General features: G+C 70.9%; 19 protein-coding genes. 5 read left to right on the top strand and 14 right to left on the bottom strand.

Annotation, left to right across the window (positions count from 1 at the left end; genetic code table 11):
- Positions 1-12: 12 nt before the first annotated feature.
- Complete coding sequence (locus EV284_RS06360; protein ID WP_030813697.1) at positions 13-372, bottom strand: NADH-quinone oxidoreductase subunit A; 360 nt, start codon at positions 370-372, stop codon at positions 13-15.
- A 753-nt stretch (positions 373-1125) separates the two neighbouring features.
- Here EV284_RS06360 and EV284_RS06355 point away from each other — a divergent pair.
- Positions 1126-1950 carry a C40 family peptidase gene (locus EV284_RS06355; RefSeq protein WP_130331279.1) on the top strand — a complete coding sequence of 275 codons (825 nt, stop codon included), beginning with the start codon at positions 1126-1128 and terminating at the stop codon, positions 1948-1950.
- 114 nt (positions 1951-2064) lie between these two features.
- Here the strand turns inward: EV284_RS06355 and EV284_RS06350 are convergent, their stop codons facing one another.
- The gene (locus tag EV284_RS06350; protein ID WP_130331277.1) at positions 2065-3348 is read right to left on the bottom strand and encodes a geranylgeranyl reductase family protein; all 1284 of its coding nucleotides are present in this window, start codon (positions 3346-3348) and stop codon (positions 2065-2067) included.
- A 98-nt stretch (positions 3349-3446) separates the two neighbouring features.
- On the opposite strand from EV284_RS06350, the gene EV284_RS06345 reads away from it, so the two are divergent.
- Together EV284_RS06345 and EV284_RS06340 are read left to right on the top strand one after the other, a co-directional pair.
- A complete protein-coding gene (locus EV284_RS06345; protein ID WP_130331275.1) occupies positions 3447-3953 on the top strand; it encodes a GNAT family N-acetyltransferase in 507 nt (168 codons plus the stop codon).
- Positions 3954-4071: 118 nt separating this feature from the next.
- Positions 4072-4380, top strand: coding sequence for a PASTA domain-containing protein (locus tag EV284_RS06340; protein ID WP_278045818.1), 309 nt, complete (start codon positions 4072-4074; stop codon positions 4378-4380).
- A gap of 4 nt (positions 4381-4384) precedes the next feature.
- Here the strand turns inward: EV284_RS06340 and EV284_RS06335 are convergent, their stop codons facing one another.
- From EV284_RS06335 to EV284_RS06310, 6 genes are all read right to left on the bottom strand, one after another.
- Positions 4385-5080, bottom strand: coding sequence for a demethylmenaquinone methyltransferase (locus EV284_RS06335; protein ID WP_130331271.1), 696 nt, complete (start codon positions 5078-5080; stop codon positions 4385-4387).
- Between the two features lie 209 nt (positions 5081-5289).
- Entirely contained in the window at positions 5290-5889 is a 600-nt protein-coding gene (locus EV284_RS06330; RefSeq protein ID WP_130331269.1) for a hypothetical protein, read from the bottom strand.
- Positions 5890-5896: 7 nt separating this feature from the next.
- A complete protein-coding gene (gene mqnC, locus EV284_RS06325) occupies positions 5897-7111 on the bottom strand; it encodes a cyclic dehypoxanthinyl futalosine synthase (RefSeq protein ID WP_130331267.1) in 1215 nt (404 codons plus the stop codon).
- Positions 7112-7251: 140 nt separating this feature from the next.
- Positions 7252-7968 carry an A24 family peptidase gene (locus tag EV284_RS06320; protein ID WP_130331265.1) on the bottom strand — a complete coding sequence of 239 codons (717 nt, stop codon included), beginning with the start codon at positions 7966-7968 and terminating at the stop codon, positions 7252-7254.
- A complete protein-coding gene (locus EV284_RS06315) occupies positions 7961-9547 on the bottom strand; it encodes a serine/threonine-protein kinase (protein WP_130331263.1) in 1587 nt (528 codons plus the stop codon). Before EV284_RS06315 ends, EV284_RS06320 begins: the two co-directional genes overlap by 8 nt.
- 55 nt (positions 9548-9602) lie before the next feature.
- Complete coding sequence (locus EV284_RS06310; RefSeq protein ID WP_086692803.1) at positions 9603-10451, bottom strand: menaquinone biosynthesis protein; 849 nt, start codon at positions 10449-10451, stop codon at positions 9603-9605.
- 285 nt (positions 10452-10736) lie between these two features.
- On the opposite strand from EV284_RS06310, the gene EV284_RS06305 reads away from it, so the two are divergent.
- Both EV284_RS06305 and EV284_RS06300 read left to right on the top strand, forming a co-directional pair.
- On the top strand, positions 10737-10940 hold the full coding sequence (locus tag EV284_RS06305; protein WP_030813734.1) for a cold-shock protein: 204 nt from the start codon (positions 10737-10739) through the stop codon (positions 10938-10940).
- A gap of 228 nt (positions 10941-11168) precedes the next feature.
- Positions 11169-11831 carry a class I SAM-dependent methyltransferase gene (locus EV284_RS06300; protein WP_130331261.1) on the top strand — a complete coding sequence of 221 codons (663 nt, stop codon included), beginning with the start codon at positions 11169-11171 and terminating at the stop codon, positions 11829-11831.
- Here the strand turns inward: EV284_RS06300 and EV284_RS06295 are convergent.
- The 6 genes from EV284_RS06295 to EV284_RS06270 all read right to left on the bottom strand — a co-directional run bounded on the left by EV284_RS06295 (position 11818) and on the right by EV284_RS06270 (position 17380).
- Positions 11818-13782, bottom strand: a complete 1965-nt coding sequence (locus EV284_RS06295; RefSeq protein WP_242625611.1) for an AMP-dependent synthetase/ligase — start codon at positions 13780-13782, stop codon at positions 11818-11820. The genes EV284_RS06300 and EV284_RS06295 overlap by 14 nt on opposite strands.
- Before the next feature lie 243 nt (positions 13783-14025).
- Positions 14026-14313 carry a DUF4229 domain-containing protein gene (locus EV284_RS06290; RefSeq protein WP_130331257.1) on the bottom strand — a complete coding sequence of 96 codons (288 nt, stop codon included), beginning with the start codon at positions 14311-14313 and terminating at the stop codon, positions 14026-14028.
- A gap of 94 nt (positions 14314-14407) precedes the next feature.
- On the bottom strand, positions 14408-14932 hold the full coding sequence (locus EV284_RS06285) for a GNAT family N-acetyltransferase (protein WP_130331255.1): 525 nt from the start codon (positions 14930-14932) through the stop codon (positions 14408-14410).
- 51 nt (positions 14933-14983) lie between these two features.
- Positions 14984-16147, bottom strand: a complete 1164-nt coding sequence (gene mqnE, locus EV284_RS06280) for an aminofutalosine synthase MqnE (RefSeq protein WP_130331253.1) — start codon at positions 16145-16147, stop codon at positions 14984-14986.
- Between the two features lie 62 nt (positions 16148-16209).
- Positions 16210-16665, bottom strand: a complete 456-nt coding sequence (locus tag EV284_RS06275; protein ID WP_018543802.1) for an Lrp/AsnC family transcriptional regulator — start codon at positions 16663-16665, stop codon at positions 16210-16212.
- Between the two features lie 67 nt (positions 16666-16732).
- Positions 16733-17380 carry a UbiX family flavin prenyltransferase gene (locus tag EV284_RS06270; RefSeq protein ID WP_130331251.1) on the bottom strand — a complete coding sequence of 216 codons (648 nt, stop codon included), beginning with the start codon at positions 17378-17380 and terminating at the stop codon, positions 16733-16735.
- Positions 17381-17445 lie beyond the last annotated feature (65 nt).

The raw sequence follows: 17445 nt of genomic DNA, 5'->3' as shown, positions 1-17445 counted from the left end.
CTTAAAGGCCCCTCAGTCCCATTCCAGGCCGCCGCGCCGCCATACGTACGCGTACGCGACGAAGACGGTGAGCACGAAGAGCAGCATCTCCACGAGCCCGAAGACCCCGAGCGCGTCGAAGGTGACGGCCCAGGGGTAGAGGAAGACGATCTCGATGTCGAAGACGATGAAGAGCATCGCCGTCAGGTAGTACTTGATGGGGAAGCGCCCGCCGCCGGCCGGCGTGGGGGTCGGCTCGATGCCGCATTCGTAGGCTTCGAGCTTCGCGCGGTTGTAGCGCTTCGGACCGATCAGCGCGGCCATGACCACGGAGAAGATCGCAAAGCCTGCCCCGAGGGCTCCCAGTACGAGGATGGGCGCGTACGCGTTCACCGCTCCTCGCTCCCTTCAGTCGGCATTGACTGGTGGCGGATCACGGGCTCACAGCCGCCTCTTCCGTCTCACCGACCCCACCCGTCCCGGCGAAGATCGAGAACATGTGAAGCAGGTCACAAGCCCAACTGCTCCGCATCTTATGCCCGCCGCTCTGTGATCTGCGACACGGGGTATTACACAAGCTTTGTGATCTCCACCACCTAACGAAGGATCATGAAGGCGGAGGATGGGTGATCTTCACACGCGAAGCGTTCAGTTGATCACCAGAAGTGACAATCCTGCTCGTCGGCGCACGTCAGAGGGGGTGCGGGAGGGGTGGCTCAATATCAAGAGGGTTCCGGTGCATGCAAATTGGTGTGGGACGCCTGCGACTGCTAGAGGAGGCGTTCACACCTCGGAGGGAGGCCCGGGGCGCGATGTGGACGCGGCCGGGCACGTGCGCGCGTTCACGAAGTCCCGCCGCCGACGCGGACGCGACTCCTCCGGTGACCGTTCCGTGACCTCCGCCACACCGGTGACGGGCCTTCCGGAGCCGGGCTTGGCCATCGACCCCAACCGATGGTAGGCGCGGGGCAATCCGGACGTAATGATCAAAGACCGTGATCAACGGCCCAATGATCTCCGTCCGCTATGTCCGTTACGGCGTCAATAAAGAGTGACGCGACCGGGTTTCGGAGATCCGATTGAACAATTGTGGCGCAGCACACGTTTGTTGAAGATATGAAGGAGCCCCTGGTACCGGTTGTTCCCATGTCCCACACCGCTCACATACGCAGCCACCGGAAGCCCCGCCGCAGCGCGTCGTCCATCGTCGTGCGGTCCGGTGTCGCCGGCGGCGTCCTCAGCACCCTGGCGGTCGCCGGAGCGGCCGGCTACGCGAACGCGGCCGAGGCCGAGCCCGTGACGCAGACGCTCGAACTCCCCACCCTCACCGCCGACGTGGCCACCCAGGTCGCGCAGTCCGCGGACGCCACCCAGCAGGCGGCCGCGAACTACGAGCTGCAGGCCGAGCGTGACGCGGCCGCCGCCAGCGCCGCGAAGCAGGCCAAGGCGGACCTCGCCGAGGCGCGGCAGAAGGCCGAGGCGAAGAAGAAGGCGCAGGAGGAGGCCCGCAAGGAGGCCGCCGCCCGTGCCACCCGCAACGCCGAGCGCACCGTGCTCTCCGCGTCCGCGAGCACCGACGCGGGCAGCGCCACGGTCACCGGCTCCTCCAGCGCGACCGGTTCGGCCGCGTCCATCGTGTCGTTCGTGAAGGCCCAGGTCGGCAAGGCGTACGTCTCCGGCGCCACCGGCCCCTCCGCCTACGACTGCTCGGGCCTGGTCCAGACGGCGTTCAAGCAGGTCGGCATCAGCCTGCCGCGCGTCTCCCAGGACCAGTCCACGGCCGGCACCCAGGTCTCCCTGAGCAACCTCCAGCCCGGCGACATCCTCTACTGGGGCAGCGCGGGCAGCGCGTACCACGTGGGCGTCTACGTCGGCGACGGCATGTTCGTCGGCGCCCAGAACCCCTCCACGGGCGTCGTGGAGCGTCCCCTCTCCTACGACCAGCCCACCGGCGCGGTCCGGGTCCTCTGACCCCCTCCGCCCCACCCGCACGACAAGGCCGCTGCCCTCGGGGGGCAGCGGCCTTCGTGCGTCTCGCCGGACGGGGCGCCTGAGCGGTCGGGGCGAGGCGCCCTCAGCGCGGGCTCACGCCTTCGGCGCCACCTTCGTCAGGCCGTTGATGACGCGGTCCATGGTGTCGCCGCCGGTGGGGTCCGTCAGGTTGGCGAGGAGTTTGAGGACGAACTTCATCAGGAGGGGGTGGGTGAGGCCGCGCTGGGCGCCGATCTGCATGACCTTGGGGTTGCCGATGAGCTTCACGAAGGCGCGGCCGAGGGTGTAGTACCCGCCGTAGGTGTCCTTGAGGACGCGGGGATAGCGCTGGAGCGCGATCTCGCGGGCGGCCGGGGTCGGGCGGGCGTGGGCCTGGACGATGACGTCGGCGGCGAGCTGGCCGGACTCCATGGCGTAGGCGATGCCCTCGCCGTTGAAGGGGTTCACCATGCCGCCGGCGTCACCGACCAGCAGCAGGCCCTTGGTGTAGTGCGGCTGGCGGTTGAAGGCCATCGGCAGGGCCGCGCCCCGGATCGGGCCCGTCATGTGCTCCGGGGTGTAGCCCCACTCCTCCGGCATCGACGCACACCACGCCTTGAGCACCTCGCGCCAGTCCAGCTCCTTGAAGGACTCCGAGGTGTTCAGCACGCCGAGGCCCACGTTGGACGTGCCGTCGCCCATGCCGAAGATCCAGCCGTAGCCGGGCAGCAGGCGGTCCTGGGCGCCCCTGCGGTCCCACAGCTCCAGCCAGGACTCCAGGTAGTCGTCCTCGTGACGCGGCGACTCGAAGTACGTACGCACCGCGACACCCATCGGGCGGTCCTCCCGGCGGTGCAGGCCCATGGCGAGGGAGAGCCGGGTGGAGTTGCCGTCGGCGGCGACGACGAGGGGCGCGTGGAAGGTCACCGGGCGCTTGTCGTCGCCCAGCTTCGCCGTCACACCCGTGATCCGGCCCGTACGGTCGTCGACGATCGGGCCGCTCACGTTGCACAGCTCGAACAACCGGGCGCCCGCCTTCTGCGCCTGCCGGGCCAGCTGCTCGTCGAAGTCGTCCCGCTTCCGCACCAGCCCGAAGTTCGGGTACGAGGCGAGATCGGGCCAGTCCAGCTGGAGCCGGGAGCCGCCGCCGATGATGCGCAGGCCCTTGTTGCGCAGCCAGCCGGCCTCCTCGGAGATGTCGATGCCCATGGCCACGAGCTGCTTGACCGCGCGCGGGGTCAGGCCGTCACCGCAGACCTTCTCCCTCGGGAACTCGGTCTTCTCCAGCAGCAGGACGTCGAGTCCGGCCTTGGCGAGGTGATAGGCCGTGGTGGAGCCGGCCGGCCCCGCGCCCACGACGATCACGTCTGCGGTGTTGTCGGAGAGGGGCTCAGTCACGGCGGGTTCTCCCCAAGGTTGTGAATCTTCGTGCCGACGGGCACTGGACACGGGCAGTCTATTCAGCAGAATTGATCAACCGGCTGAAGGGCTGCTCCGTGAACCGAACTCCCCCCGCAGTACAGCTGCGTGTGCCCACCGACGAGGACGCCTTCGCCTGGCACCGGGCCTTCGCCGATCCCGAGGTCATGCGCTTCCACGGGGGGCGGGCGGCCGAGCTGTCCGTGTACGAGGAACTCACCGCCCGGCAGCGGCGGCACGACGCCGAGCTGGGCTTCTGCCTGTGGTCCGTGCTCGACTCCGCCGGCGATGTCGTGGGGTTCACCGGAGCCCAGCCCTGGCCGCACGCCTGGGGGCCCGCCGGGGAGATCGAGATCGGGTGGCGGCTGGGGCGGGCGCACTGGGGGCTCGGGTACGCGTCCGTCGCCGCCGCGGACTGTCTCGCACGGGTTCGCTCCGCCGGGGTCCGGCGGGTCGTCGCCATGGTCGACGCCGAGAACGAGCGGTCCATCGCTGTGACGCGGCGGCTGGGGATGCGGCTCTCCGAGCGGTTCGTCACTCCCGCCTCCGAGCGGCAAGGGCTCTGCTACGCCCTTGAGTTGTGACTCCGCGTAGTTGATTGTCACAGAAAGAGAGATGTCGTTCCGGGTGCTCATCCCCGGAGTTACCCTGCCAGTACCACTGGGGGTGACATCAGTGCGAATACCACCCAAAACACCCGAGGTGCGGGTGCCTCGGTTTGTCGGGCTCATGGCCGTGGACGCCCGCGCGGCCGCTCGGGCCCGCGGACTCCTTCTCAACGCGCCGGACCGGCCCGAGTTCGCGGGGGTCGTCGTGGACTACGTCGTACGGCAGTTCCCCGCGCCCGGTGCGGAGGTTCCGCCCGACTCCGTCGTCTACGTGTGGTTCGACTTCGGGGAGGGCGAAGGGGGCGGGGGTGTGCGGGAGCCCCGGTTGCCCGCGCCGCCCTCCGGAGGGCTGCAGCGGGAACTCGGGGAGCCCGGCGACGCGTTCGAGATGATCGGGCGCTGAGCGGTCAGAGCTGCTTGAAGCCCCGGTGCAGGGCCACCACGCCGCCGGTCAGGTTGCGCCAGGCCACCTTGGACCAGCCGGCCTTCTGGAGCTTCTCCGCCAGCGCCGGCTGGTCGGGCCAGGCGCGGATGGATTCCGCCAGGTACACGTACGCGTCCGGGTTCGAGGACACCGACCGTGCCACCGGGGGGAGCGCCCTCATCAGGTACTCCGTGTACACCGTGCGGAACGGGGTCCACGTGGGGTGCGAGAACTCGCAGATCACCACCCTGCCGCCCGGCTTCGTCACCCGGTACAGCTCGCTCAGCGCGGCGTCCGTGTCCTGGACGTTGCGCAGGCCGAAGGAGATCGTCACCGCGTCGAAGGTGTCGTCCCTGAACGGGAGCCTCGTCGCGTCCCCGGCCGTGATCGGCAGCCACGGGTGCTTCTTTTTGCCCACCTGGAGCATGCCCAGGGAGAAGTCGCAGGGGACCACATAGGCGCCCGCCCTCGCGAACGGGAGCGACGACGTCGCCGTGCCCGCCGCCAGGTCCAGGACCTTCTGCGCGGGGCGGGCGTCCACCGCCTTCGCCACCTCCTTGCGCCAGCGACGGTCCTGGCCCAGTGACAGCACGTCGTTCGTGAGGTCGTACCGTTCCGCCACGTCGTCGAACATCTCGGCGACTTCGTGGGGCTGCTTGTTCAGGGAAGCGCGGGTCACGCTGTCATTGTTGCAGGCTCGTCCGTCGTGGTTCGGGTCGGTAGGGGTGCGGTGCGTCGTGGGGCGGGGCCGCGCCGGGGGGTGTCCGTCCTCGGTCCGGCGACTTCTGTTTCCACGATGCGTTCGACTTGGCTTTTCGCCGGACGCTGCGGGCGGACACCCCCCGGCACGTCCCCTCGCCGCCGTACCCGGCTCTCCCGCCGTCTCGGTCAGCGGCTTCTGTGGACGATGCGGCCCTCGATCACCGTCGCCACGCAGGTGCCCGCGCCTCGGGTCACCAAGTCCTCGCGCGACTCGACGTCGAACACCGCGAAGCGGGCCGCGCCGCCCCGGGCCAGTGGTGGCAGGAGGATCAGGGGGCGGGGAGACAGTGACGGGGGGCCCGGTAGGCGGGGTGGGCGTTGGCCTACCGCCAAGGCCGCCCGGCGTACCACGTCCGCCACCGTGCGGGTTCTCAGGTCGCCTGCCACCGCCACCGTGCCGTGGGCCAGCATGCGTTGGACGCCTCTGCGGGCGCTCGCGCCCAGGGACGCCGGGTTCTTGCGGAAGATCTCCGCCGCTCGCTCGCCCGTGATCGGTTCCGTGCCCAGGGCGTCCGCCTCGCGGGGGTCCGGGTGGTACGTCGCTTCCAGGAGTTCCGGGGCGTACGGGTTGAGGAGGCCCGGTGTGAGGATGCCGGGCCACCTTCGTACGCGTGCCTGGGGGGCGGCCGCGGTCAGGGTCTCGTACGGGGCTACGGCTGCGACCGTCGCCCCGTCGACCAGGACCGCTGTCTCCGGGGAGTTCTCGGCTACGTGAAGTGTCAGCACTGTGCGGCTAGCTGGAGGCGATCAGCTTCAGTTCGGGGTGGGCCGTGCCGCCCTCGATCGCGGTCGAGGAGATGTGGGAGACCACCCTGTCGTCGACCGGGTCGTTCGCCGGGTCGTCGTGGACCACCAGGTGCTCGTAGGTGGTCGCCCGCTGCGCGGGCGTGCGGCCCGCCTTGCGGATCAGGTCGATGATCTCCAGGCGGTTGCTGCGGTGCTTGGCGCCGGCCGAGGAGACCACGTTCTCCTCCAGCATGATCGAGCCCAGGTCGTCCGCGCCGTAGTGCAGCGAGAGCTGGCCCACCTCCTTGCCCGTGGTCAGCCACGAGCCCTGGATGTGCTGGACGTTGTCCATGAAGAGGCGAGCGATCGCGATCATGCGCAGGTACTCGAAGAGCGTCGCCTGCGTGCGGCCCTTCAGGTGGTTGTTCTCGGGCTGGTAGGTGTACGGGATGAAGGCCCGGAAGCCGCCCGTACGGTCCTGCACGTCCCGGATCATGCGCAGGTGCTCGATGCGCTCGGCGTTCGTCTCGCCCGTGCCCATCAGCATCGTGGACGTCGACTCCACGCCCAGGTTGTGCGCCGTCTCCATGATCTCCAGCCAGCGCTCGCCGCTCTCCTTCAGCGGGGCGATCGCCTTGCGGGGGCGGGCCGGGAGGAGTTCCGCGCCGGCGCCCGCGAAGGAGTCCAGGCCCGCCTGGTGGATGCGGGTGATGGCCTCCTCCACCGAGACCTTGGAGATCCTGGCCATGTGCTCGACCTCGGACGCGCCGAGGGAGTGGATGACCAGCTGGGGGAACGCGTCCTTGATCGCCTTGAAGTGCGACTCGTAGTACTCGACCCCGTAGTCCGGGTGGTGACCGCCCTGGAACATGATCTGGGTGCCGCCCAGTTCGACCGTCTCCGCGCAGCGGCGCAGGATGTCGTCCAGGTCCCGGGACCAGCCCTTCTTGGTGTCCTTCGGGGCCGCGTAGAAGGCGCAGAACTTGCACGCCGTGACGCACACGTTCGTGTAGTTGATGTTGCGCTCGATGATGTACGTGGCGATGTGCTCGGTGCCCGCGTACTTGCGGCGGCGCACGGCGTCGGCGGCCGCGCCGAGCGCGTGCAGGGGGGCGTCGCGGTAGAGGACGAGCGCTTCCTCGGGCGTGATGCGTCCGCCCGCTGCGGCTCGGTCCAGCACGGCTGCGACATCCAAAGAAGCGAGTTCGGCCTTCTCGGTCACCGGGCGTCCCTTTCGTCAAGGGTTAATCAAGGGCAGTGCGCGTAGCGCTCGAAACAAGGGTGGGGGCGGGAGACGGGTGGGCGGACCTCGCCAGCCTACGCCAGCGTCTTGGATCACCCGACTTCAGGCCGTGTGGGCCGTCAGGAGGTGTACGCGCCCAGCAGTACGCCCAGCAACGTGCCCGTCAGGAGGAACGGGCCGAAGGGGATAGCTGACTTGCGGGTGGCTCGGTGGGTGAGGAGGAGGGTCAGGCCGTAGAGGGCGCCGGTGGTGAAGGTGGCGAAGGTGCCGAGCATCAGGGTCGGCCAGCCGTACCAGCCGAGGGACGCGCCGAGGGCCGGGGCCAGTTTCACGTCTCCGAAGCCCATGCCGGAGGGGTTGAGGAGGTGGAGGGCCAGGTAGGCGGCCGCCAGGGTCAGGGCTCCGTAGAGGGCTGTGCGGTAGGTGCCGGTGTGGTCGGGGAGTCGTGCCGCCACGGCCAGGAGGAGCAGGACCGCCGGGGTGAGGGGGAGGGTCAGCGGGTCCGGGAGGCGGTGGACGCGGAGGTCCACCGCGGTCAGGAGGGTCGCCACCGGGGTCAGGGCCAGCCAGGCCGCCAGCTCGGGGCGGGGGCCCGTCGCCAGGGCCAGGAGGGCGCAGATCGCGGCGGTGAGCAGGGGGAGGGTGGCCGCTGCCCTGCGGGGGCACCTCGGGCACGGCGTCGGGCCCAGCCAGCCGGGCAACGGGTGGTCCGCCTCGCAGGCCGTGCGCCACGGGGTGCCCTGCGGGGTCGTGAAGCGGTACGCGGCTCTCGGGAGCAGGGCGCCTGTCAGGGCGCCCCACAGGGCGGCCAGCGCCACCGGGAGCAGGTCACTCACCGGGGGCCACCTTGGACAGGCGGGCCTCGGGGTCGCCCTCCGCGGCGGCGGTGGAGGTGTAGGTGAGGTCGTCTCCGGTGGGGGTCAGGCGGATCTCGTGCGGGGCGGGGTCGCAGCCCCTGTGGTTGGACTTGGCGCCGGTGGAGGTGGCCAGCAGGCGGGTGGGGTTCACCTGCTTCAGGGTGAGGATGTCCACGCAGGTTCCGCCCAGTTGGTCCGTCTGCCGGAGGCTGCCCAGCTCCTTGCCCGGCGTCGCCTGGTGGACCGTGACGCGGAAGGTGCCCATGGGCAGCGCGCCGTCCAGGGCGGTGGCGCTGCCCTCCCAGGTGCCCAGGTAGCGGGCCGGGATCGCGCCGGCCCGGTCGGCCGGGGCGGAGTGGGCGGGGGCGCTGCCCGCCGTGTCCTTGCCGCCCTCGCCGCCGGGGTGCAGCCAGGTCGTGACGCCCAGGGAGACCGCCGCCAGGGCGCCCGCCACCGCGAGGGCCACCGTGCAGCTCATCCGGCGTCCACGCCCCCGCTCCCCCGGTGCCGAGGTGGCCGCCAGGCTGACGCTCACCCTGCCGGGCGCGGTCGTCTCCGGGGCCGGGGTCATGACCGGGGCCGGGGCCATCAGGGGAGCCGGGCCGAACTCCCCCGGCACCGCCGGGCTGCTGAAGTCCACCGTGCCCGAGGGCGCGTCGGCGGACGCCTCCAGGTTGAGGACCCGCACCGCGCTCCGGCTGACCTGCTCGACCAGCGGGCCGGGCAGCCAGCCGCCGGTGATCAGGGCAACGGCACCCTGCGGGGCCAGGCGGCGGGCGAGGGCGTCGGGGGTGGGGCGGCGAGCCGGGTCCTTGGCCAGGCAGGCGGCGGCCATCTCGCGCAACTCACCGTCCAGCGAACCGAGTTCCGGTTCCTCGTGGACCACCTTGTAGAGCAGGGCCGCCGAGGAGTCACCGGGGAAGGGCGGGGTGCCGGTCGCCGCGTGGACGAGGACCGCGCCCAGGGAGAAGACGTCCGCCGCGCCGGCGACCCGGCCGCCGAGGATCTGTTCGGGCGCCATGTAGCCGGGTGACCCGACCGAGGCGCCGGTCGCGGTGAGCGAGGCGGTGCCGGTGATGGCGCGGGCGATGCCGAAGTCGATCAGCAGCGGGCCGTCCAGGGTGAGCAGCACGTTGGACGGCTTCACGTCCCGGTGGACGAGGTCCAGCGCGTGCACGGTGGCCAGCGCCTCGGCGAGGCCGGCGCCCAGCGCCCGCACGGTGCGGGCGGGCAGCGGGCCGTGGGCGGTGACGGCCTGGGCGAGGGAGGGACCCGCCGCGTACGCCGTGGCGGCCCAGGGCACCGGCGCGTCCGGGTCGGCGTCGAGCACCGGCGCGGTCCAGGCACCGCCCACCCGCCGCGCGGCCGCCACCTCGCGGCTGAAGCGCGCCCGGAACTCCTCGTCCAGCGCGTACTGCGGGTGGACGATCTTCACGGCCACGGTCCGGCCGCCCGCGCTGCGGCCCAGGTACACGCGGCCCATGCCGCCGGAGCCGAGCCGGCCCAGCAGCCGGTACGGGCCGACGACGGCCGGTTCGTCCGCTCCGAGCGGCTGCATGGCGACCCCTCCCCCGCGGGCTCCCCCGTAAAGCCGCGCCCTCGCAGCGTAGTGATTACGCCCCGAGCAGTTCCACCTTCACGTCGGCCGGGAAGCCCGTCGTGGGGCCGACGCGGCGGGCGAACTCCGCGACCGCCTTCAGCTGCGGCGGGCCGAAGGAGAAGTCGAGGGTGGTGAAGTACTGCTCCAGGGTCGCCTCGTCGAACGCCTCCCAGCGGGCGGCCTGCTCGGCGACCTTGCCGACCTCCTCCAGGGAGACGTTCCGGGAGGCGAGGAACGCCTCATGCACCTTGCGGGTGATCTCCGGCTCGCGTTCGGCGTAATCGCGCCGCGCGGCCCACACCGCGAAGACGAACGGCAGCCCCGTCCACTCCTTCCACAGCGCGCCGAGGTCGTGCACCTGCAGGCCGTACCGCGGCGCGTCGACCAGGTTGGCACGCAGGGCCGCGTCACCGATCAGGACGGCGGCGTCGGCCTCCTGCATCATCAGGCTCAGGTCGGGCGGGCAGGTGTAGTACTCCGGCCGCACCCCGTACCGCTCGGCCAGCAGCAGCTGGGCGAGGCGGACCGAGGTCCGCGAGGTCGAGCCGAGGGCGACACGCGCACCGTCGAGCCGGTCCAGCGGCAGCTGCGAGACGATCACGCAGGACATCACCGGGCCGTCGCAGCCCACCGCGATGTCGGGGAACGCGACCAGGTCACCGGCGTTGCGCAGGAATTCCACGAGGGTGATGGGGCCGATGTCGAGATCACCGCGCACCAGCTGCTCGCTGAGCTTCTCCGGGGTGTCCTTGGTCAGCTCGAAGTCGAGGAGCGTGCCGGTTCTCGCGAGCCCCCAGTAGAGGGGCAGGCAGTTGAGGAACTGGATGTGGCCGACGCGCGGCCGGGTGCGAGAATTGTCCACATCGCGAGACTAGACCCCTTGCGATACACGGCCCCGACCGGCCCGGCGTGTGCGCCCCGGGGGGCGGGTTCAAACATTCGGGTGACGTGATCTTGACCTCTATTGCTTTCCGGTGCCCGCGTGCTAGGCTCGCCGCAAGTTGCAGTTTGGTTTCCCTTGCAGTACAGAGCCTGCGGAGCATGTGACCGCGGGCTCTCGTCGTTTTCAGATGAATGCAGTTGTGCAGCACCGTTCGCACTTGCAGGTTCTGGAGCAGGGCAACCCTTTTGGGCCCAAGGAGGGCTTATGGCTACCGGAACCGTTAAGTGGTTCAACGCCGAAAAGGGCTTTGGCTTCATCGCCCAGGAGGGCGGCGGCCCCGACGTCTTCGTTCACTACTCCGCGATCAACGCCACCGGCTTCCGCTCCCTCGAGGAGAACCAGCAGGTGAACTTCGACGTGACCCAGGGCCCGAAGGGTCCGCAGGCGGAGAACGTCACCCCCGTCTGATCACTGCCTGATCGCAGAACCTGAGTGCAGTACCCAAGGAGCCCCACGCCTTCCGGCGAAGGGGCTCCTGCCTTTTCGCCGTGACGACCGTGACGACCCGATGAATTCCGGGCGAATTCCGCGTCCCGCCCGCCGTGCAATGATCACCGGCGGCGGAGGCATTCCGGCCCCGGAGTTCTCACCCGAACGGCCGCGGGGGCGTAGCCGGAACCCCTAGGGTCGCTCCCCATGACCGACTCCCCCGCCTCCCCCGACTTCCTTGCCGCGACCCGGACGTTCTACGACGCGATCGCCGAGGACTACTCGGATCATTTCCGCCAGGCGCATCTCGCCCAGCCCTTCGACCGGGCCCTGCTGAAGGTGTTCGCGGAGCTGGTGGGGGCGGGCGCGGCCGTGGCCGACCTGGGGTGCGGACCGGGCCGGGTCACCGGGTTCCTGGCGGCCGAGGGACTCGACGTGTTCGGGCTCGACCTCTCCCCCGCCATGCTGGCGGTCGCCCGCCGCGAGAATCCGGGCCTGCGCTTCGAGGAGGGCTCGATGCTGGAGCTGGACCTCCCGGACGGGACGCTGGCCGGTGTCGTGTCCTGGTACTCCAGCATCCACACCCCGGTGGAGCGGCTGCCCGCGCTGTTCGCCGAGTTCCGCCGCGTGCTGGCGCCGGGCGGGCATCTGCTGCTGGCCTTCCAGGCGGGCGAGGAACCCCGGCGCCACGACCGGCCCTGGGGCCACCCGGTCAGCCTGGACTTCCTGCGCCGCGACCCGGACCGCATGGCCGCGCTGCTGGAGGAGGCGGGGTTCGCCCTGACCTCCCGTACGGTACGCGCGCCGGGCCCCACCGAGCCCGTACCGCAGGCGTACCTGCTGGCCCAACTGGGCTCTACGGCCCGGTGACCCGACCCGCCCCGTCGTACAGCCCCTCCACCGCGTCCGCGAAGTCCCGCAGGATGCGGGCGCGGCGGAGCTTCATGGACGGGGTGAGGTGGCCGGTGTGCTCGGTGAAGTCGCCGGGGAGGACGGTGAAGCGGCGGATGGACTCGGGGCGGGAGACGAGCTGGTTAGCCTGCTCGATCGCCTCCCACAGCACGGCGTTCAGGTCGGGGTCGCCGACGAGGAGTTCCGGCGGCACCGGGTGCTTGCCGTTCATCTGGCGCCAGTGGTGGATGCCGTCCGGGTCCAGGGTGATGAGGGCGCCGATGTAGGGGCGGCCGTCGCCGACGAGCAGGCAGTGGGAGATCAGGGGGTGCTGGCGCAGCCAGTTCTCCAGCGGGGCCGGGGCGACCGACTTGCCGCCCGCCGTGATCAGCAGTTCCTTCTTGCGGCCGGTGATGGTGAGGTAGCCGTCGTCGTCCAGCTCGCCCAGGTCGCCGGTGGCCAGCCAGCCGTCGCGGGTCGCGGGGACGACACCGCCCGCCTGCTGGTCCCAGTAGCCGCGCAGCACATGGTCGCCGGAGATCAGGATCTCGCCGTCGGCCGCGATCCGGACCCGGGTGCCGGGCAGCGGCCAGCCGACGGTGCCGAGGCGGGGCCGCAGCGGCGGGGTGACCGTGGTGGCGGCGGTGGACTCGGTGAGGCCGTACCCCTCGAAGATCTCGATGCCGGCGCCCGCGAAGAAGGCGGCCAGCCGGCGGCCGAGGGGGGAGCCGCCGCAGATGGCGTAGCGGACCTTGCCGCCCATGGCGGCACGCAGCTTGCGGTAGGCGAGCGGGTCGTAGAAGGAACGGCTGGCCTTCAGGGCCGCGCCCGGACCGTTGCCGGTGCCGGTCTGGCGGGCCTCCAGCGCCTCGCCGTAGCGCACGGCGGTGGCGGCGGCGCGGTCGAAGGCGGCGGCCTTGCCGCTCGACTCGGCCTTCGCCCGGGCGGTGTTGTACACCTTCTCCAGCATGTACGGGATGGTCAGCAGACAGGTCGGCCGGAACCCGGCCAGGTCCGGCAGCAGATGCTCGGGCTTGAGGCTGGGCGCGTGGCCGAGGCGCACCCGGGCCCGGACGCAGGCGATGGCGACCATGCGGCCGAAGACGTGGGACATCGGCAGGAACAGCAGCACCGACGCCTCCTCACCGGTCGTCACCTTGAACACCGGGTGCAGGAGTTCGATGGCGTTGTCGACCTCGGCGAAGAAGTTGCCGTGCGAGAGGGCGCACCCCTTGGGGCGCCCGGTGGTGCCCGAGGTGTAGATCAGGGTGGCGAGTGTGTCGGGGCCGAGCATGCCCCGGCGTACGGCGACCTCACCGTCCGGTGTGCCCGCGCCCGCCTCGGCCAGCAGCTCCACGTGGCCCTCGTCGATGACCCAGACGTGCCGCAGGTCGGGGAGCTGGGCCAGTTCGGGGGCGATGGCGGCGCCCTGCGCGGTGGTCTCGGTGATCAGGGCGACGGCGCCGGAGTCCTGGAGTATCCAGCGGGTCTGGAAGACCGAGGAGGTCGGGTAGACGGGCACGGTGACCAGACCGGCCGCCCAGGCGGCGAAGTCCAGCAGGGTCCACTCGTACCGGGTGCGGGCCATGACGGCGATCCGCTCGCCCGGCATCAGCCCCTCCGAGACCAGGCCGCGCGCCACCGCCAGTACCTCGGCGGCGAACTGTCCGGCCGTCACGTCCTCCCACTCGCCGGCGGCGTTCTTCCGGCTGAGCACGACCGCGCCGGGCGCGGCCTCGGCGTTGTCGAAGGGCAGGTCGGCCAGCGAGCCGTGGGTGACCGGGGGCGCGAAGGGCGGCACCGCCACTTCCCGGACGGCCCCGTCCAGGCGCCGGATCTCCGGTTCCACCAGCACCGGGCGGCCGTCGTAGTCGAGGGCCTGGACGTGCGGGGCGGGCGAGACGGGGGCGTTGGGGTACGGGGCGGTCACGGGCGGCTCCTGGGACGTGCAGCGGCGTACTGCTTGCTGCATGACATACGCGCCCCGCGCACCGGGGCGTTCAGGGCGGCCGTCCGTCGCACCGGTGCGCCGCCGTCAGGCTGGCGATCGTACGAGGCACCTGTGGTGACCCTGTGCGCATCGGGCGGTGGTCCGGCACCGGGTGTGTGCAGTCCCGGAGGTTTCGTGAGGGATGTTCCGCTTCTCGGCCGGCGTCAGGAAGCCCGGCCGGCGTCAGGAAGTCCGGCCGGCCGTCTCGGCCGCGTCCTCCTGGCTGCGGTTGGCGTCCAGGTTGGCCTTCATCCGCTCCACCCGGCCGGCCACCTGGACCGAGGCCCGCTCGCGCTCCTTGCGCAGCACCACCCAGCTGATGGGCGCCGAGAGGATCATGGCGAGCAGCACGATCCAGAAGAGGTTGGAGGCGCCGAACCCGCGCGGGAAGATCCCGGAGTAGACGGCTCCCCAGGCGACCACGAGGCAACCGGCGAAGACGCCGAGGCGCATCAGCGTGTAGCGGAGCATCTCAATCCACTCTTCCGTGTCGTTTCGGCCCCAAAGGCGTGCACCGTCCAGTGAAGCACGCCCCGTACCCGATCTTGGCAGGGGGTGCGCGGGCTCAGCGCAGGGTCAGCAGCATGGTGACGTCGTCGCGGTACTCGCCGGGCGCGACCCGGATGGCGTCCGGTACCCGGCCCACCTCGCGGTAGCCGCAGGAGGCGTAGAAGCGCTCCAGGCCCAGGCCGCTCCGGCAGCCCAGCCGTATCGCCTCGATGCCGTCGATCCCGCGCGCCGCGTCGGCGGCCGCGGCCAGCAGGTCGCGGCCGTACCCGAGGCCCTGGTGCTTGGGGTGGACCATCACCGTGTACAGCCAGAGCCAGTGGTCCATCAGCCGGTGCGCGTTGAAGGTGAGGAACGCGGTCGCGGCGACCCGCCCTTCCTCGTCGTGCCCGACCAGCAGCCTGCTGTGTCCCTGGGCCAGCCGGGCCAGCGAGCGGACCAGCTCGGGGCGTATGTCCTCGGCGGTGGCGGCTGCCACGAAGCCGACGGCGCCGCCCGCGTTGGTGACGTCCGCCCACAGGCCGAGCAGCCCGTCGCGCAGGTCGGGGGTGACGGCGGGGTCCAGGGTGAAGGTAAGAGACACGGGGCCAAGGTAATCCTTACCTCGGCCCCGGCTCAACCAGCGTCCGCGACGTCAGACGCGCATCGCCTGCGGGGTCTCCCGGCGCAGCGGGTCCGGGCCCTCGTACTCGCGGATGATCTCGTACCGGGTGTTGCGCTCCACCGGGCGGAAGCCGGCGTCGCGGATCAGGTCGAGCAGGTCCTCGCGGGTCAGCTTGTTCGGCGTGCCGTAGTTGTCCGCGTCATGCGTGATCTTGTACTCGACGACCGAGCCGTCCATGTCGTCCGCCCCGTGCTGGAGGGCGAGCTGGGCGGTCTGCACGCCGTGCATCACCCAGAACACCTTCACGTGCGGCACGTTGTCGAACAGCAGCCGGGAGACGGCGAACGTCTTCAGCGCCTCCGCGCCGGTCGCCATCTGGGTGCGCGCCTGGAGGCGGTTGCGGACCTTGCCGTCCTTCATGTCCACGAAGTCGTGCTGGTAGCGCAGCGGGATGAAGACCTGGAAACCGCCGGTCTCGTCCTGGAGTTCGCGCAGCCGCAGCACGTGGTCCACCCGGTGCCGGGGCTCCTCGATGTGCCCGTACAGCATGGTGCACGGGGTCTTCAGACCCTTCTCGTGCGCCAGGCGGTGGATACGGGACCAGTCCTCCCAGTGCGTGCGGTGGTCCACGATGTGCTGCCGGACCTCCCAGTCGAAGATCTCGGCGCCGCCGCCGGTCAGCGACTCAAGACCGGCGTCGATGAGTTCGTCCAGGATCTCGCTCGCGCTCAGCCCGGAGATCGTCTCGAAGTGGTGGATCTCGGTGGCCGTGAACGCCTTCAGCGAGACGTGCGGCAGCGCGGCCTTCAGTTCCCTCAGCGAGCGCGGGTAGTAGCGCCACGGCAGGTTCGGGTGCAGGCCGTTGACGATGTGCAGCTCGGTGAGGTTCTCCGACTCCATCGCCTTGGCCAGCTTCACGGCCTCCTCGATGCGCATCGTGTACGCGTCCTTCTCGCCCGGCTTGCGCTGGAACGAGCAGTAGGCGCAGGACGCCGTGCACACGTTGGTCATGTTGAGGTGACGGTTGACGTTGAAGTGGACCACGTCGCCGTTCTTGCGCGTGCGCACCTCGTGGGCGAGGCCGCCGAGCCACGCCAGGTCGTCCGACTCGTAGAGCGCGATGCCGTCCTCACGGGTCAGCCGCTCACCGGAGCGGACCTTGTCCTCCAGCTCGCGCTTGAGTCCGACGTCCATACCAACACCTTTCCACGACAACCTGACCAACCGTACTCCCCCGCATCCGCGCTCCCCCGCGGCTACACCTCTTCGGGCAGCTCCCCCACCCGGTTCTCCCACTTGGTGGAGAGCACGATCGTGGTGCGGGTGCGGGAGACACCCTTGGTTCCGCTCAGCCGGCGGATCGTCTTCTCCAGCCCGTCCACGTCGGAGGAACGGACCTTGAGCATGAAGGAGTCGTCGCCGGCGATGAACCAGCAGTCCTCGATCTCGGTGAGGTCCTTCAGCCTGCGGGCCACGTCCTCGTGGTCGGCGGCGTCGGACAGCGAGATGCCGATCAGCGCGGTGACGCCCAGGCCCAGCGAGGCCGCGTCCACCGTGGCGCGGTAACCGGTGATGACCCCGGCCGCCTCCAGCCGGTTGATGCGGTCGGTGACGCTGGGTCCCGACAGGCCGACGAGGCGCCCCAGCTCCGCGTACGAGGCCCGGCCGTTCTCCCTCAGGGCCTGGATGAGCTGCCTGTCCACCGCGTCCATGCGATCGAAGCCTTCCGGTGTGAAATTCGCCGTAGAGATAAGAGGTACCGCTACTTGCCCTGCACGCCTACTTGTCCTGCCCGCCGCCCAGTTCGCCCTTCCAGCGCCGGTACAGGCCGTGCCGCACGCCCGCCGCGTCCAGCACCCGGCCGGCGACGAAGTCCACCAGGTCCTGGATGTGCGTGGCGCCCGCGTAGAAGGCCGGAGAGGCGGGGACCACGCTCGCCCCGGCGTCGTCCAGCGCGACGAGCTGGCGCAGGGTCTGCCCGTTCAGCGGGGTCTCGCGCACCGCCACCACCAGCGGCCTGCGCTCCTTCAGCGTCACGCTCGCCGCCCGCTGCAGCAGGTCCTTGGACAGGCCGAGGGCCACCCCCGCGACGCACGCGGTCGACGCCGGCACGATCAGCATGCCCTTGACCGGGTACGACCCGGAGGACGGTCCCGCCGCGAGGTCGCCCGCGTTCCAGTACCGCACCCGGCCGAGGTCCACCTCGAAGCTGTCCGGCTTGCCGTCGGCGCCGCGCGCCAGCCAGTCGCCGAGGTCCTCGCGCCAGTGGGCGTCGCGGAACGAGATCCCCGTCTCGTCCAGCAGCGTCAGCCGCGAGGCGCGGCTGACCACCAGGTCGACATCCTCCCCGGCGTCCAGCAGCGCCCGCAGCACGGCCGCCGCGTACGGCGTCCCGGAAGCTCCCGAAACCCCCACGATCCAAGGCACGCGCTGCGTTTGTCCTGCGTTCACACCTTGAGAGTACCGGCGTGACGCACTGTGCTCAGGCCGGG

Source organism: Streptomyces sp. BK022 (assembly GCF_004217355.1).
In the GTDB taxonomy this organism is placed as follows: Bacteria; Actinomycetota; Actinomycetes; order Streptomycetales; family Streptomycetaceae; genus Streptomyces; species Streptomyces griseoluteus.
This window is presented reverse-complemented; position numbering and strand designations above follow the sequence as displayed.

Excerpts from the sequence above, each read along its gene's own strand:
- EV284_RS06355 (WP_130331279.1), top strand. The coding sequence starts at position 1,126 with ATGTCCCACACCGCTCACATACGCAGCCACCGGAAGCCCCGCCGCAGC.
- EV284_RS06315 (WP_130331263.1), bottom strand. The coding sequence starts at position 9,547 with ATGCAGCCGCTCGGAGCGGACGAACCGGCCGTCGTCGGCCCGTACCGG.
- EV284_RS06305 (WP_030813734.1), top strand. The coding sequence starts at position 10,737 with ATGGCTACCGGAACCGTTAAGTGGTTCAACGCCGAAAAGGGCTTTGGC.
- EV284_RS06300 (WP_130331261.1), top strand. The coding sequence starts at position 11,169 with ATGACCGACTCCCCCGCCTCCCCCGACTTCCTTGCCGCGACCCGGACG.
- EV284_RS06290 (WP_130331257.1), bottom strand. The coding sequence starts at position 14,313 with ATGCTCCGCTACACGCTGATGCGCCTCGGCGTCTTCGCCGGTTGCCTC.
- mqnE (WP_130331253.1), bottom strand. The coding sequence starts at position 16,147 with ATGGACGTCGGACTCAAGCGCGAGCTGGAGGACAAGGTCCGCTCCGGT.
- EV284_RS06275 (WP_018543802.1), bottom strand. The coding sequence starts at position 16,665 with ATGGACGCGGTGGACAGGCAGCTCATCCAGGCCCTGAGGGAGAACGGC.